This window comes from Pseudomonas avellanae BPIC 631, assembly GCF_000444135.1.
GTDB classification, from domain to species: domain Bacteria; phylum Pseudomonadota; class Gammaproteobacteria; order Pseudomonadales; family Pseudomonadaceae; genus Aquipseudomonas; species Aquipseudomonas avellanae.
In genome coordinates this window covers 65,668-80,913 of the sequence record NZ_ATDK01000046.1, presented here as the reverse complement: position 1 = coordinate 80,913, position 15,246 = coordinate 65,668, and the positions used below count along the sequence as shown (strand labels likewise).

Below are 15,246 nucleotides of genomic sequence, written 5' to 3'. Positions count from 1 at the left end.
GGACTTTGCCTACTTTGGTCCCTCAAAGTAGGGCGCCGAGGGGCGAAAAGGTGCCTTGAGCCGTAAACAAACATCACTGACCTTGCAGAACCGCTGTGTGACGCAATGGGTGTATTTGAACGTTATGCCCTCTGTGCGTCTGCCCCTGAGCTCATAATCCCTACGCTCCAATCCGACCAACCGCGCTAGCCACAAAACACCGAAAGGAGTACAAATGTACTCCATGAGCACATTATCTCCCCGTCGCAGCGCAATCCTTACCTTCATCCGCTATCGCATCGCGCAGCAAGGGCAATCGCCGAGCCTGGCGGAAATCTCCGAGGCCTTCGGCTTTGCTTCGCGCAGCGTGGCGCGCAAGCACATCGTGGCCCTGACCGAAGCCGGCCTGATCGAAGTCGTGGCGCACCAGGCACGCGGCATTCGCCTGCTGAACACCGAGCCGCGTCCCGAACTGCTGGAAATACCCGTGCTGGGGCGCGTGGCGGCAGGCGCACCCATCGGGCCGGATCTGGACATACACACCACCTTGCATCTGGATCGCAGCACCTTTACCCGTGTGCCGGACTACCTGCTGCGCGTGCAGGGCGACTCGATGATCGAGGACGGTATTCTCGATGGCGACCTGGTGGGCGTGCACCGCAACCCGCAGGCCAATGACGGGCAGATCGTCGTCGCCCGTCTGGACGGCGAGGTCACCATCAAGCGCTTGCAGCACCGGGGCGATCAGTTGCACCTGCTGCCGCGCAACCCGGCGTATCAACCGATCATCGTCACGCCCGATCAGGACTTCGCCATCGAAGGCGTGTTCTGCGGGCTGGTCCGGCGCGAATGATGGGCGCCGTCATCAGCCTCGATGCCTTGCTGGACGAACGCAGGGTCTGGAAGGGGCGTCAGCAGAGCACGCCGCAGGTCAGCCCGCACCCCAGCGGTCATGCGACGCTGGACAGTGCCTTGCCCACCGGCGGCTGGCCCGCGTCGGCGCTGACCGAAATCCTCATCCCGGCCAACGGCAGTGGCGAACTGCGCCTGCTGTGGCCGAGTCTGGCGCGGCTCTCGGGTATCGGCGAGCGCATCGTACTGGTCGCACCGCCTTACATTCCCTATCCGCAGGCCTGGCTGGCTGCCGGGGTCGATCTGCGTCAACTGGTGGTGATCGAGGCGAGCACCCGCGATGCCCTGTGGGCCGCCGAACAATGCCTGCGCTCCGGCAGTTGCGGCGCAGTGGTGTGCTGGCCCGGCATGGTCGATGACCGCGCATTGCGCCGCTTGCAGGTCGCCGCCGAAACCGGGCAGACCCTGGCCTTCGCCTGCCGCCCTCAACAGGCTGCCGCCAACCCTTCGCCAGCGGCACTGCGCATAGCCGTCGATACCCGGCCCGCACAATTGCGGGTGCTCAAGTGCCGGGGCGGGCTTGCGCCGCCTTTCCCTATTCCATTCCCGACCGACGCTTGAGGTTCTTATGCTGTGGGCCTGTGTCTTGCTGCCGCAACTGGCGCTCGACGGCGTCATGCGTCGTCGCAGTGATCCCGATGAACCTCTGGCGCTGATCAGCGGCAGTGCGCATCGGCGCGTCCTGCAAACCGTCAACCCGGCTGCGCGGGCACTGGGCCTGAGGGCCGGGCAGTCGCTGACGGCGGCGCAGGCACTGGTGCCCAACTTCGCCACGGTCGTCCACGACCCCGCCGACACCGAGGACTTGCAACAGCTGCTCGCCGCCTGGGCGTACGGGTTCAGCTCCAGTGTCAGCCTCAAGTACCCGCGGGTGCTGCTGATGGAAATCGAGTCCAGCCTCAAACTGTTCGGGCCGTGGCCGGTGTTCGAGGCGCGCCTGCGTGAAGAACTGACCGCGCAGGGCTTTCGGCATCGCATTGTGGTCGCGCCCAACCCGATCGCGGCGCGGATGCTCGCCAACATGCATGACGGACTGAGCATCGAATGCCCGCATGAACTGCGCCGCACCCTGGAGCAGATGCCGCTGGAGCGCATCGGCCTGAGTCGCGAAACAGCCACTGCCCTGACGCGCATGGGCCTGCGCAACGTGCGGCAAGTACTGGCTTTGCCGCGCGACACCCTGGCGCGACGTTTTCCGGCCAGCGTCCTGCAGCATCTCGACACATTGCTCGGCGAGCGCCCGGTGGCGCTGGAGTGCTACACGCCGCCTGACTTTTTCGATGTGCGTATCGAGCTGAATTTCGACGTCGAATCGCATCAGGCCCTGCTGTTCCCCCTCAAGCGCCTGATTGCCGATCTGGCCCTGTTTCTGGCCGGGCGCGACAGCGGCGTACAGCGCTTTGCCCTGCATCTGGAGCATGTCGAGGGCCCCGAGACCGTGATCCCGGTCGGGTTGCTGAGTGCCGAACGCGACCCCTCGATGCTCTTCGAACTGGCCCGTGGCAGGCTGGAACAGGTGCTGGTGGCCTCGCCGGTGCGTGCAGTGCGCTTGCAGGCCCGTGACCTGCCGGACTTTGTGCCGGCGCACCGCGAGCTGTTCGATGAGCGCGTGCAGCAAACCCTGCCCTGGGAGCAACTGCGCGAACGCTTGCGTGCGCGGCTGGGTGACGAGTCGGTCAATGGTTTGCGCGCCCAGGCCGACCATCGCCCCGAATGTGCCTGGCAGCCGCAAAGCACCCGCAAACCGGTCTTGCCGGCGCGAGGCTGTACGCGCCCTGGCTGGTTGCTGCGAGAGCCGCAGCCGTTGCCGGTTCACGCGACACGCATAGTCGCAGGCCCTGAGCGAATCGAGTCCGGCTGGTGGGACGGTGGCGATGTGCGCCGTGACTATTATCTGGTCGAAACCGCCAATGGCCAGCGCGCCTGGGCCTATCGCAGCGTTGGCGAGCAGGGCGAATTGTTGTTGCATGGCTGGTTTGCATGAACACCGAGTACGCCGAACTGCATTGCCTGTCCAACTTCAGCTTTCAGCGGGGCGCTTCAAGCGCCCGCGAACTGTTCGACCGCGCCTTGCGTCATGGTTATGCGGCGCTGGCGATCACCGATGAATGCACCCTGGCAGGCATCGTCCGCGCCTGGCAGGCGTCAAAAGACACCGGGTTGCCGCTGATCGTCGGCAGCGAATGCACCTCGAAAACGGCCCGAAAATCGTCCTGCTGGTGGAGAACCTGACGGGTTATCAGGCGCTGTGCACATTGATCACGGTGGCGCGGCGCAGGGCCAAAAAGGGTGAGTACCGGTTGTTGCGCGAGGATTTCGATCACTTGCCGGGCGGTTTGCTGGCCATCTGGCTGGCCGATATCGAAGGCGACGCTCAAGCCTGTCTGGCGCAGGGCAACTGGTTGCGCGAGCGTTTTGCCGAACGCCTGTGGCTGGGCGTGGAGTTGCACCGCGGCGCGGATGACGAGCAGCGTCTGGCTGACCTGCTCGCGCTGGCGCAGTCATTGGCCATTCCGGCCGTGGCCAGTGGTGATGTGCACATGCACGCCCGGGGTCGGCGCGCGCTGCAGGACACCATCACTGCCATTCGCCACCACACCACGGTGGCCGAGGCCGGGCATCTGCTGTTTGCCAACGGCGAGCGTCACTTGCGTTCGCTGGATGCGTTGGCCGAGCATTACCCGGACTGGCTGCTGGCCGAATCGTTGCGTATCGCCCGGCGCTGCATCTTCACGTTCGATCAATTGCAGTATGAATATCCCCACGAGCTGGTGCCCAAGGGGCAAACCGCCACATCATGGCTGCGCGAGCTGACCGAGCGCGGTATTCGCAGGCGCTGGCCGAAGGGGTTGAGTGTGGCGGCGCGGGCGCAGGTCGAGAAGGAACTGGCCCTGATCACGGAAAAGAAGTTCGACAGCTACTTTCTGACAGTCCACGACATCGTCGAGTTTGCCCGCAGCCAGCACATTCTCTGTCAGGGCCGTGGGTCGGCAGCCAACTCGGCGGTGTGTTACGCGCTGGGGATCACCGAACTGAACCCGGAAAAAAGCAACCTGCTGTTCGAGCGCTTCATTTCCAAAGAGCGCGACGAGCCACCGGACATCGACGTGGATTTCGAGCATGACCGCCGCGAAGAAGTCATTCAGTACATATTTCGGCGTTATGGTCGGGGCAGGGCGGCGTTGACCGCAGTGGCCAGTACCTATCACGGTTCCGGCGCACTGCGTGACGTGGCCAAGGTGCTGGGTTTGCCACCTGACCAGATCAACGCCCTGGCGGATGCGTTCAGCCGCTGGAGCGATGCGCTGCCGTCGGCCGAACGCCTGCGCGAATACGGTTTCGATGCTGAAACACCCATTCTCAAGCGCGTGCTGACCCTGACCGGCGAGTTGATCGGTTTCCCCCGGCACCTGTCGCAGCATCCGGGTGGTTTCGTGATTTCCGAGCACCCGCTGGACACGCTGGTGCCGGTCGAAAACGCAGCGATGGCCGAGCGCACCATCATTCAGTGGGACAAGGACGACCTGGACCTGGTCGACCTGCTGAAAGTCGACATCCTTGCACTGGGCATGCTCAGCGCCCTGCGCAGGACGTTCGATCTTGTGCACCTGCACCGGGGCAAGCAGTGGACATTGGCCAGTCTCCCCAGCGATGATCGACCCACCTACGAAATGATCAGCCGCGCCGACACCATCGGCGTATTCCAGATCGAGTCCCGTGCGCAGATGGCCATGCTGCCGCGCCTCAGGCCGGAAAAGTTTTACGACCTGGTCATCGAAGTCGCCATCGTCCGCCCCGGGCCGATTCAGGGCGATATGGTTCATCCGTACCTGCGTCGGCGTAATGGTGAAGAGGCCGTTACTTATCCGCCCAAACTGAAAAGTGTCTTTGAACGCACCCTGGGCGTGCCGCTGTTTCAGGAACAGGTCATGGAAGTGGCGATCATCGCCGCCGACTACACCCCCGGCGAGGCCGACCAGCTGCGCCGTGCGATGGCGGCCTGGAAGCGTCATGGCGGGCTGGACCCGCATCGCGAGCGCCTGCGCACCGGCATGCTGGCAAACGGCTACGAGGCGGATTTTGCCGACCGCATCTTCGAACAGATCAAGGGCTTTGGCAGCTACGGCTTTCCCGAGTCGCATGCCGCCAGTTTTGCCTTGCTGACCTACGCCAGTTGCTGGCTTAAATGCCATGAACCGGCAGCCTTTACCTGCGCACTGATCAACAGCTGGCCGATGGGTTTCTACAGCCCGGATCAGTTGTTGCAGGATGCTCGCCGCCATCACATCGAAATTCGCCCGGTGGACGTGCGTTACAGCCACTGGGATTGCACGCTGGAGCCGCTCGATCACACCGACAGCACGCGTAACCTGGCGATTCGCCTCGGGCTGCGCATGCTGCGCAGCTTTCGTGAAGAAGACGCCCTGCGCATCGAAGCGGCGCGCGCGAAACGGCCATTTGCCGATGCCACCGACCTGACTCAGCGCGCCGGGCTGGACTCACGTGCTGCCGAAGCGCTGGCGGACTCCGGGGCCTTGCGCGGCCTGATCGGCCATCGACACCGGGCGCGCTGGGAGGTGGCAGGCGTCGAAGCCCAGCGCCCGTTGTTCGATGAACTGACCAGCGAAGAGGTCCAGGTGACGCTGCCGTTACCGACAGTGGCCGAAGACCTGGTGGCCGATTACGCCACACTGGGCACCACCCTCGGCCCGCATCCACTGGCGTTGCTGCGTCGGCAGCTGGCGGCCAAACGCTTTCGTAGCTCGCAGGACCTGCTGACCCTGGAAAACAACCGGACCCTCAGCGTGGCGGGGCTGGTCATCGGCCGCCAACGACCGGGCACCGCCAGCGGCGTGACCTTCGTGACCCTGGAAGACGAATTCGGCATGGTCAACGTCGTGGTCTGGCGCGACCTGGCCGAGCGTCAACGCAAGGTGCTGGTCGGCTCGCAGTTGCTGCAAGTGTTCGGGCGGCTGGAGTCCAACAACGGCGTACGCCACCTGATCGCCCAGCGGCTGTATGACCTGACGCCGCTGCTGACCGGGCTGGAGGTGCGCAGTCGGGATTTTCAGTGATCGAATCAGACTCGCCCCGCAACTTGCAACGCAAACCACCCCATCCTGCCAACGAGAAGCCCTGAATGTACAAAGACTACCCAGCCGCCTACCAGGTCAGCAAAGGCGCAGCGCTGCAAGTGGACACGGCGTTTTACGAGCGCCTGCGTGCGAATGTGCAGCAACGCACGCTGGTCGAGCAGTTTGAAGTGCCGATTCGTACCGGGCGAGCCTGGAAGGTCAAGGCCGGGCAGGTGTTTCGCGTTACCACACCGGTTGGCCCGCAAGTGGGTGATTTCAACGTGTGGAATGCCCATGACCCTCGTGAGCGGCTGTGGGCGGCGCGGACGCGGCAGTTGCAGGGCGCGCATGTCAGCACCCATGACCGGTTATGGTCGAACCTGCCGTTTTTGCGGCCGCTGGTGACGATCACTGATGACAGCCTGGCCAGCTATGGCATCGACGAACATGGCGGGCGCCTGCACGACCTGTTGGGTACGCGCTGCGACCCCTACGTCAACAAGATGCTCACCGGCGAAGACTTTCATCATCACTGCCACTCGAACCTGACCCGCGCAGTGCTGCCGCACGGTTTGACCGAGTTTGATGTGCACGATGTGCTGAACATCTTTCAGTGCACCGGCCTGAACCACGACGACATGTATTTCATGAAAGCCTGCCCGGCGCAGAAGGGCGACTACCTGGAGTTCTTCGCAGAGATCGACCTGCTGTGTGCCTTGTCGACCTGCCCGGGTGGCGACCTGTCGTTGCCAATGTGGGGGCCGGACGCGCAGGACCCGTTGAGCGTTTGCCGACCGTTGGGTGTCGAGATCTATGACCTCGACGCCTCGCTGCTGGAGGGCTGGCAGTCGCCCGAGCGTGCGGCGTATAACGGCCTGCATGGTTTGCAGATTGCCAAGGCCGATTGGGAAAAGTAACGGCTCAGGCCGAGCGGGCCATTTTGCGTAACCCCCAGACCATCACCGCCCCCATCCCGAGCATTGCCAGCAGCAACGCAGGGTACGCGACCCACCAGTGCAGCGGGGCGGTCATCATGCTGAATTCGGACATGCCGCCGATCCCGGCGATCAGGTTCAGGGGCAAAAACACCACGTTGATCAAGGTCAGTTTGCGCAGCAGCGTGTTGGTGCTGTTGTTGACCAGATTGCCTCGCGCGTCCATCAGCCCGGCGAACACCGTGGAGTAGATTTCTGCCTGTTTGTAGCACTGGTCGTTCTCGATGATCATGTCGTCGATCAGCGCCAGGCTGGCCGCGCCGTATTGCTTGCCTTGCGCATGGTTGCGCAGGTGCGTCAGCACCGCGCCGTTGCTGTGGATGGCGTTGATGTAATACACCAGGCTTTCGCTGAGGTTGAACATCTGCAGCAGGTGGCGGTTTTCCAGTGACGAGTTGAATTTCTGCTGCAATTCCCGCGCGACCATCTTGATGACCTTCAAGTGGCCCAGGTAGTGGTGAATGTTGTTGAACAGCAATTCCAGGAGGATATCCAGCGGCTGGTTCAGCGGACGATGAGCCCCCAGAGCGCTCAGGGGCTGATCGTCAGGGCAGATAAGCACCAGGTGATGCTCACTCAACAACACGCCGAATGACGAGACGTCGAACGAGAAGCTGTCCTTGCCCGAGTAGTTTTCCGGGCGTTTCCAGATCAGAAACAGCGCGTCGTGGTGAAACTCGATGCGCGAGATCTCGTCCGGGTCGAGCGCCGAGGCCACGGCGTGCTCATCAAGGTGGAACCGCTCCAGCAACAACCTGCGCTCACCGGCATCGGGCTTGCTGAACCACAGCACCTGAGCCCGCTGCGGATCACAGGCGTGCAAGCGGCCGTCATCGAGTTTCAGACCTTGAATCATCGCGTTACCATGCCTGGCCGAGGCGTTTGAGCTCCAGGCGGCGAACAAACTCTTCCAGCACCAGGCTGTACAGGTCGTCCTGTAAGTAAGCGTCTTCGATACCGGCATCCAGATTCGGGTTGTCGTTGACCTCGATCACCACCACCTGCTCGCCGGACTGCTTCAAGTCCACCCCGTAAAGCCCGTCACCAATCAGGTTGGCGGTCTTGAGCGCCAGTTCAACCACCGCGCGGGGTGCTTCGTGCACTGCAAGCGTGCGGCATTCGCCAATCACCTCGGCGCCAATTGCCTTGTGGTTGTATATCTGCCAGTGGCCCTTGGACATGAAGTACTGGCAGGCGAAGATCGGTTTGCGATTGAGAATGCCGATGCGCCAGTCGTATTCGGTGTAGAAAAACTCCTGCGCCAGCAGCAAGACCGAATGTTCGAACAATTGGGCTGTCGCGGTGTGCATTTCTTCTGGCGTACTGACCTTGATTACGCCTCTGGAGAAACAACCGTCAGGGATTTTCAGCACCAACGGGAAGCCCAATCGTTTCGCCACGTGTTGCAGCTCCTCGGGGCGGTCCTTGTAGAGGATTTCGGTGCGTGGCATGCCCAGGTCATGGCTTTTCAGCAGGTCGGTCAGGTACACCTTGTTGGTGCAGCGCAAAATCGAGGTGGGATCATCCATGACCACCAGGCCTTCGCTTTCGGCCTTTTTGGCAAAACGGTACGTGTGGTTGTCGACGCTGGTGGTTTCGCGAATCAACAGCGCGTCGTATTCGGCCAGACGGGCGTAGTCCTTCTTTTCAATCAGCTCGACATCGATGCCCAGACGCTGACCGACACGAATGAAGTTGGCCAGCGCCTCAGCATTGGAGGGCGGCAGTTGCTCCTGCGGGTCGTGAAGAATCGCCAGGTCATAGCGTGCCAAGCGGCGAGAGCTGGGTTGTCGCCAGATCTTGCGGCTGAAACCGTCCAGCGCAATGGCGAATTCATCCTGCTGATCATCGCGCAAACGCGGCAGGGCACCGGCCTTGATACCGGCGATGTGCCAATTGTCACGCTTGCGAAACTCGATCATGAGGATCGGGCAGGGAAACGCCTCAAACAACTGGCGGGCCAGGTCTTTCAACGGTTCAAGTGTGGTCTGGCCGAAATACAGCGTCAGGGTAAAGCCTTCGGTGTTGTCATAGGGGTGATCCTCAAGTGCGGTCTCCAGCAACTTGTCCAGGTCATCGAGTGCCAGACCGTAAAGTGACTTGCGGGTCAACTCGCTGATGGTTTTAACCGAAGGGATTACAGTGTGCTGGCGTGCTTCGGCCAGCAGCGAACAGTAATAACCGTGGCCCAGGTATTTGTAGCTGCGGCACAGGTTGATGACCTGTACGCGCTTGCCGGCCGTGGCTTTCAGCGGTTTTTCCAGGTAGTCCTGAGCGCTGATCAAGTCTTCGCTGGGAAAGTACGATGCCCAGTCTTCAAGCCTCTCGACAATGATCACCAGTTGCCTCTGCGCTGCAAAGGGGGGAGTGGGGTCTGCCTGTTTGGTTGTTGCCGAACGTGCAAGTTGCGCCGATACTTCGTTCATCTTCACCTGTGCCGCTGACATGTGTAATCGATCCGATGGGAAACAAGTCCTTTCTATTAAGCATGTGCTTTTTGAAATGTCCCGTTTCGTTACACAACTTTTACGGCGGTGCAGATGGACTTTATATTTCGTGATGCCGTGGCAGACGATGTCGAGGCGTTGCTGGTTCTGGAGAATGAGTGCTTTGAAGGCGACCGGCTGACGCCACGCAGTTTTCACTGGATGATTCGCCGCGCCAATGCGTGCCTGATCGTCGCCGAGCCCGCAGGTCAGCTAACCGGCTACGCGCTGGTGCTGTTTCATCGCGGCACTTCGCTGGGGCGTCTGTATTCGCTCGCGATTGCCGACTCCGTCAGAGGGCAGGGGCTGGGCGGGCAGTTATTGCTGCGCGCCGAACAGCAGGCCGTGGAGCGCGATTGCGCCTACCTGCGGCTGGAAGTGCGCCCCGACAACGTGGCAGCCATCGCGCTGTACGAGCGCAGCGGGTATCGCCGCTTCGCTCAGGTTGACGATTATTATCAGGACCATGCCCCGGCGCTGCGCTACGAGAAACGTATCGTCGAGCACGCTCGGCAAGACAGTCGCCCGGTGCCTTACTACCAGCAGACGCTTGATTTCACCTGCGGCCCGGCCTGCCTGTTGATGGCCATGAAAGCCCTGCAACCCGAGCGTTCCATGAGCCGGGCCGAAGAGTTGCAGATATGGCGTGAAGCGACCACGGTATTCATGACTTCCGGCCACGGCGGCTGCAGCCCGCAAGGGTTGGCGCTGGCGGCGTGGCGACGGGGCTTTGCCGCTGACCTGCTGGTCTCGGTGTCTGGTCCGCTATTTCTCGGCGGTGTGCGCAGCGAGCAAAAAAAGCAGGTGATTCGCCTGGTTCACGAGCAATTCTGTCGCGAGCTGGCAACGTCCAGCGTGCAGACGCTGCCCAATCGCTCGTTGCACCTGCCACGTCTGCTGGCCGAGGGCGGCAGGCCGTTGGTGCTGATCAGCAGCTATCGCCTGACACGCTCCAAGGCCCCGCACTGGGTGATGGTGACCGGCTGCGACAGCGATTTTGTCTACCTGCATGATCCCGATATCGATCACAGCCTGCACCGTCAGGCAATCGACTGCCAGCACATGCCCGTGAGCCATGCCGACTTCAACCGCATGAGCTGTTTTGGTGCCGATAAATTGCGCGCCGCAGTGATTGTGTTTGCTGCGCCGGTGGATGATCATGCGCCGGTTTGACACGCTGCTTAAGCCGTTCACTTAAAGGATCCGGCATCCCGATGAAACCCCTTTTCAACACCCTGTGGATGCTCGGCATCGCCCTCAGCCTGTCGGCCTGCATCAGTGCGCCGGTCCCGCTGACGGCAGCCACCACCGAAAAGTTGCGTCAGCAGCCGCCGGTTCGCTTTTTGCTGACTTTCGACGATGGCCCCAGCGCATCGACATTTTACAACCCGACCGTCACGGTGCTCGACAGCCTGGCGGACAACCCGCTTGAACCGAACATCAAGGCACTGTTTTTCGTGCAAACCGGTGCGACGGGGGCGGGCAACAGTGATCAGGGGCGGGCGATCATGCAGCGTCAGCATGCCGACGGTCATTTGTTGGGTTTCCACTCGGCAACGCCGCACCACACCAACCATCGCTCGCTGACCGATGAAGAGCTGGAGCAATCGCTGACCAAGGGCTGCGCCATTCTGGCTTCGATTACCGGCTCACGGACGCTCTTGCTGCGGCCGCCATTCTGGAACTACGACAAACGCACATTCAGCGCCTATCAGCGGCACGATCTGCGGGTGCTGCTGACTGACCTGAGCGCCAATGACGGCAAGATATGGGGTTACAATTTCAGCCTGCGCCGCCGCTCGAACATGGTCAGCCAGCTGTCCCAGGTGCGCGAACGTATCGCCGCCGGCGAACTGCCCGCAGTGGATGGCGTGGTTCCGGTGGTGGTGACCTTTCATGACCTGAACCGCTACACCGCGCGCCATGCGCGGGAGTATCTGCAGATTCTGGTCGACAGCGCCCGGCAGACCGGTGTGCGGCTTGCGCAAAAACCGTTCTACGACGACACCGCGCAATTGCAGCGCGCAGCCCTGGCGCGCACCGTCAAGGACGATGCGCAACCCGTGCAGCTACCCGGCGTGTGGAACTGGATCTGGGACCACAACGCCGACTGACGGCTGATCAGGCCAGGGTGTTCTTGCGCACCTGACCACCCTGAACAATCATCGCCAGTTGCTCGCCTTGGCCGACCAGGCAGTTGATATCGCTCAGCGGGTCGCCGTCCACCACCAGCAGGTCGGCAATCGCACCCGCCGCGATGCAACCCAGTTCACCTTCGCGCTGAAGTATCTGCGCGGCAACACAGGTTGCACTGCGCAGCGCCGCCAGATTGCCGAGCAACTCCGCGCGAATCTTCAGTTCATGGGTCTGGTATTCGTGCATTTCGCCCAAAAGGTCAGAGCCATAGCCCATCGGCACGCCCGCTTCGGCGAACAGTAACAGCGCGTTGCGCCCGGCCTGACGCACGTCCTCGATCTTGGCCACGGAGTCAGCAGGCAGGCCAAAGCGTTCGCCGTATTCTGCGAGCATTTCGTAGGTCACCTGAGTCGGCACCGCAAACGCGCCTTTTTCGGCCATCAGCCGAGCGGTGTCGGCGTCCACCAGATTGCCGTGCTCGATGGTCCGTACGCCGCACTCGATGGCGCGCCTAATGGCTCGGGCAGTGTAGGCATGGGCCATGACGTAGGTGTTGGCTGCGGCCGCTTCATCGACGATTGCGCGGATTTCGGCCTCGCTGTACTGGGTGTTGGCAATCGGGTCGGTCGGCGAAGAAACGCCGCCGGAGGCCATGATCTTGATCTGGTTGGCCCCCTGTTGCAGCTCTTCGCGCACCGCCAGGCGCACATTATCGACGCCGTCTACAACGCGGGCGATGGCCCCGGCGCGGAAGCAGCACGAGCAAGGTTCGTTGAGCAACAGTTCGCCGCGTGCGCGCATGTCGCCATGCCCGCCGGTCTGCGACAGTGCCTTGCCGGAGGCAAATATTCTTGGTCCGGGAATCAGGCCCATCTGGATCGAACGTGCCAGCGCCCAGTCGGCCCCTCCGGCGTCGCGCACGGTGGTGAAACCGCGATTGAGCATTGCGGCCAGAATCGGCAAGGCTCGGTACATGATGATCGCGTTGGGTTGCAGCGCGTTCATGCCCAGGTTGGCGTTGGACGCCAGCACATGCACATGGCAGTCGATCAGGCCGGGCATCAGGGTTCTGCCGCCCAGATCGATCACTTGCGCATCTGCCGGGGCAGCTTCACCCTCGGCACGCACCGCGACGATCCGCTCGCCCTCGATCACGACTTCCTGTCCCGAGATCAATCGCCCCTGTTGCAGGTCCAGCAGACGGCCGTTGCGCAGAATCAGGCGGGGGGTATCAGCGGTACTCATGGGTAGGCTCCAGACAAAGGCTGATGGCCAGCAGGTGCGCGGTCACGGTAAAGCAACGCGCCGATGCCGCTGACGACGGCGGCAAACATGATGTAGAAGGCCGGCGCCAGGTTGCTGCCGGTCGAGGCAATCAGCCAGGTGATGGTGAAGGTGGCGAAACCGCCGAAGATTGTTACGGCAAAGTTGTAGGCCACCGAAAGCCCGGTGGACAGCACGTGGGTCGGCAGCAGCTCACCAAAGGCGGCGAGAATCGAGCCGATATAACCGGAGATCAGCAGGCCGAGCACCAGTTCGAAGATCAGCAGTGAAAACAGCCCCGGCATCTGGTTGATGAACAGAAACATCGGGTAAGCACTGAAAAAAATGGCAATCGCCGAGCCCAGCAACCACGGGCGATGCCCGCTGCGGTCAGCCAGAGCGCCGACAATCGGTGTGGCGATGATCAGCACCGCGCCGCCCATCATGCCGGCGCTGAAGCCCATCCATGACGGCAAGCCAAGCACGCGCTGGGCATAGGAGGGGATGTAGAACAGCACCGCGTAGGTGCAGACGGTCCACAGCACCACCAACGAAAAACTGATCAGGGTCTGGCGCGGGTAGGTCTTGATCACTTCGCGCAAAGGGGATTCGACAGGCCTGACTGCCTCGTATGCAGGGCTTTCATCGACCCGGCTGCGGATGTAAAAGCCCACCGGGCCGATCAACGTGCCAATCAGGAACGGCACGCGCCAGCCCCAGCTCTCAAGCTGCGCCTGGGTCAGGTAACTCGACAAGACCGCGCCCAGCGCAGAGCCAAGCAGCACGGCAACGCCGATGCTGGCCTGAATCCAGCTGGAGTAGAAGGCCTTCTTGCCTGAGGGCGCGTGCTCGGTCAAAAACGCCGTGGCGCTGCCCATTTCGCCCCCCGCAGAGAAGCCTTGCAGCAGCCGCGCCAGGACAATCAGCACCGGTGCCAGGTAGCCGATCTGCGCGAAGCTCGGGGTCAGGCCGATGATCAATGTGCCCAGCGCCATGAGCAGGATGGTCAGTGACAACGCCGCCTTGCGGCCGCGCTTGTCGCTGTAGATGCCCAGCACGATGCCGCCCACCGGGCGCATGAAAAAGCCGACGCCGAAGGTCGCCAATGCCAACAGGTAAGAGGTCAGTTCGCTGCCGGTGGGGAAAAACACCTTGGCGATGATCACCGAGAAAAAGCTGTAGACCGTGAAGTCGAACCATTCCAGGCCATTGCCGATGACGGTCGCGGTGACCGCTCGACGGGCTTTTTGATGATGGGTCTGGTCATGGCGGCGTGAGGCGGGGTGTTGTGTAGTGCTCACTGTTAGCTCCTGCATGCGATACACGCAGGGAGGCCCCCTGCAATGGCTGCATTGATAAAGGGGCAGAATGGTTGGGTGCAGCGCAATCAGGTCTTGTGCCCGTTTACGTCGAGAGTAGGCGCTGGCCGGACTTTGAGAAAACGCTCATTACGCAGGTTTGCATGCGCTGGGCGCATGCAGGTGTTGAGTTTATGGGGTTATTTCGTCGCTCAGCCATTTCTCGAAAGCACGCGCTGCGCGTCGGGGCATCTTGCCGCTGGGGGTCAGCAGGTAATAACCGCCCACCGCGCCAACGCTGGCGTTGCAGGCAGGCACCAGCGCACCGGATTGCACGTGGCGATCAATCATCGGCTGCCAGCCGAGCACAATGCCATGCCCGGCGACCGCCAGGTCCACCAGCACCGGGTAGAGGTTGACGGTCATGCGCTGGCGTATCAGCGACGCATCGACCCCCAGGCGGGCGAACCAGTCGCCCCAGGACAGCCACTGACGCTGCCCGTCTTCGAGCATCAACAGGCAATGATCCAGCAGTTGCGCAGGCTCCAGCACCTGACCGTTCAGGTAGTCGGGCGAGCAATAAGCGTTGACTGATTCGGCGAACAGCAAACGACTGTCCAGGCCTGCCGGCGACGTTTCGCGCAGAAAATACAGCGCCAGATCGAATTCGGCGCGGATCAATGAATCCAGCCCGTCGACCACCCGCAGGCGGATGTCCACGGCCGGGAATGCATCACGATAACGTCCCAAAAGCGGACCGAGCCACAGGGCGGCCACGCCACTGGAGCAGGCCAGGGTCAATTGTTGCTCGCCGCTGTGGGTGATGACTTGCGCGGTGGCTTCGGCGCACAGGGTCAGCATGCGTTGAATCTGCTCGGCGTAGATCTGCCCGGCGACGGTCAGGTGAATGCGTTTGTGCTCACGGCGAAATAACGCCCGACCAAGAAACTCCTCCAGTTGCGCAACCTGCCGACTGATTGCACTTTGCGTCAGGTTCAGCTCGGTGGCGGCGCGGGTAAAACTGCCGTGGCGCACAGCGGCTTCGAAAGCGATCAGGTTTTGCAGCGGCGGCAGGGGTTCGATACGCACGGTGGCTCCTGTT

Annotated in this window: 11 protein-coding genes and 1 pseudogene; 7 read left to right on the top strand and 5 right to left on the bottom strand. The window is 62.1% G+C overall.

Translation table 11 applies throughout. The annotated features are described in order from the left end of the window. The first annotated feature begins 214 nt into the window (after positions 1–214). From lexA to DW49_RS0102360, 5 genes and pseudogenes are all read left to right on the top strand, one after another. Positions 215–832, top strand: a complete 618-nt coding sequence (lexA, locus tag DW49_RS0102380) for a transcriptional repressor LexA (RefSeq protein WP_005618069.1) — start codon at positions 215–217, stop codon at positions 830–832. Beyond that, positions 832–1,452, top strand: a complete 621-nt coding sequence (gene imuA, locus DW49_RS0102375) for a translesion DNA synthesis-associated protein ImuA (RefSeq protein WP_024420631.1) — start codon at positions 832–834, stop codon at positions 1,450–1,452. The genes lexA and imuA overlap by 1 nt, the downstream gene beginning before the upstream one ends. A 7-nt stretch (positions 1,453–1,459) precedes the next feature. Beyond that, positions 1,460–2,875 carry a Y-family DNA polymerase gene (locus tag DW49_RS0102370; protein WP_005618073.1) on the top strand — a complete coding sequence of 472 codons (1,416 nt, stop codon included), beginning with the start codon at positions 1,460–1,462 and terminating at the stop codon, positions 2,873–2,875. After that, positions 2,872–5,966: pseudogene (locus tag DW49_RS01000000128000) on the top strand (error-prone DNA polymerase). The gene DW49_RS0102370 and the pseudogene DW49_RS01000000128000 overlap by 4 nt, the downstream one beginning before the upstream one ends. A gap of 65 nt (positions 5,967–6,031) precedes the next feature. After that, complete coding sequence (locus DW49_RS0102360; RefSeq protein ID WP_005618074.1) at positions 6,032–6,883, top strand: urea carboxylase-associated family protein; 852 nt, start codon at positions 6,032–6,034, stop codon at positions 6,881–6,883. A 4-nt stretch (positions 6,884–6,887) separates the two neighbouring features. Here DW49_RS0102360 and DW49_RS0102355 read toward each other — a convergent pair whose 3' ends face one another. Both DW49_RS0102355 and DW49_RS0102350 read right to left on the bottom strand, forming a co-directional pair. Then, complete coding sequence (locus DW49_RS0102355) at positions 6,888–7,817, bottom strand: magnesium transporter CorA family protein (protein ID WP_005618076.1); 930 nt, start codon at positions 7,815–7,817, stop codon at positions 6,888–6,890. A 4-nt stretch (positions 7,818–7,821) separates the two neighbouring features. Further along, positions 7,822–9,408, bottom strand: coding sequence for a RimK family protein (locus tag DW49_RS0102350; protein ID WP_024420632.1), 1,587 nt, complete (start codon positions 9,406–9,408; stop codon positions 7,822–7,824). 93 nt (positions 9,409–9,501) lie between these two features. Here DW49_RS0102350 and DW49_RS0102345 point away from each other — a divergent pair, with 93 nt between their 5' ends. Together DW49_RS0102345 and DW49_RS0102340 are read left to right on the top strand one after the other, a co-directional pair. Next, positions 9,502–10,620: a GNAT family N-acetyltransferase/peptidase C39 family protein gene (locus DW49_RS0102345; RefSeq protein WP_005618079.1), complete on the top strand. Its 1,119-nt coding sequence runs from the start codon at positions 9,502–9,504 to the stop codon at positions 10,618–10,620. 41 nt (positions 10,621–10,661) lie between these two features. Next, entirely contained in the window at positions 10,662–11,561 is a 900-nt protein-coding gene (locus DW49_RS0102340; protein WP_024420634.1) for a polysaccharide deacetylase family protein, read from the top strand. Positions 11,562–11,568: 7 nt separating this feature from the next. On the opposite strand, the gene DW49_RS0102335 is transcribed toward DW49_RS0102340, so the two are convergent. From DW49_RS0102335 to DW49_RS0102325, 3 genes are all read right to left on the bottom strand, one after another. Further along, positions 11,569–12,828, bottom strand: coding sequence for a metal-dependent hydrolase family protein (locus tag DW49_RS0102335; RefSeq protein WP_005618083.1), 1,260 nt, complete (start codon positions 12,826–12,828; stop codon positions 11,569–11,571). Beyond that, the gene (locus tag DW49_RS0102330; RefSeq protein ID WP_005618084.1) at positions 12,825–14,147 is read right to left on the bottom strand and encodes an MFS transporter; all 1,323 of its coding nucleotides are present in this window, start codon (positions 14,145–14,147) and stop codon (positions 12,825–12,827) included. The genes DW49_RS0102335 and DW49_RS0102330 overlap by 4 nt, the downstream gene beginning before the upstream one ends. Before the next feature lie 189 nt (positions 14,148–14,336). After that, entirely contained in the window at positions 14,337–15,233 is an 897-nt protein-coding gene (locus tag DW49_RS0102325) for a LysR substrate-binding domain-containing protein (protein WP_005618085.1), read from the bottom strand. Positions 15,234–15,246: the final 13 nt, after the last annotated feature.

Bases quoted from the DNA above. Each gene is read 5' to 3' on its own strand.
- DW49_RS0102355 (WP_005618076.1), bottom strand. From the start codon at position 7,817: ATGATTCAAGGTCTGAAACTCGATGACGGCCGCTTGCACGCCTGTGAT.
- DW49_RS0102345 (WP_005618079.1), top strand. From the start codon at position 9,502: ATGGACTTTATATTTCGTGATGCCGTGGCAGACGATGTCGAGGCGTTG.
- imuA (WP_024420631.1), top strand. From the start codon at position 832: ATGGGCGCCGTCATCAGCCTCGATGCCTTGCTGGACGAACGCAGGGTC.
- DW49_RS0102370 (WP_005618073.1), top strand. From the start codon at position 1,460: ATGCTGTGGGCCTGTGTCTTGCTGCCGCAACTGGCGCTCGACGGCGTC.
- DW49_RS0102340 (WP_024420634.1), top strand. From the start codon at position 10,662: ATGAAACCCCTTTTCAACACCCTGTGGATGCTCGGCATCGCCCTCAGC.
- lexA (WP_005618069.1), top strand. From the start codon at position 215: ATGTACTCCATGAGCACATTATCTCCCCGTCGCAGCGCAATCCTTACC.
- DW49_RS0102335 (WP_005618083.1), bottom strand. From the start codon at position 12,828: ATGAGTACCGCTGATACCCCCCGCCTGATTCTGCGCAACGGCCGTCTG.
- DW49_RS0102350 (WP_024420632.1), bottom strand. From the start codon at position 9,408: ATGTCAGCGGCACAGGTGAAGATGAACGAAGTATCGGCGCAACTTGCA.
- DW49_RS0102360 (WP_005618074.1), top strand. From the start codon at position 6,032: ATGTACAAAGACTACCCAGCCGCCTACCAGGTCAGCAAAGGCGCAGCG.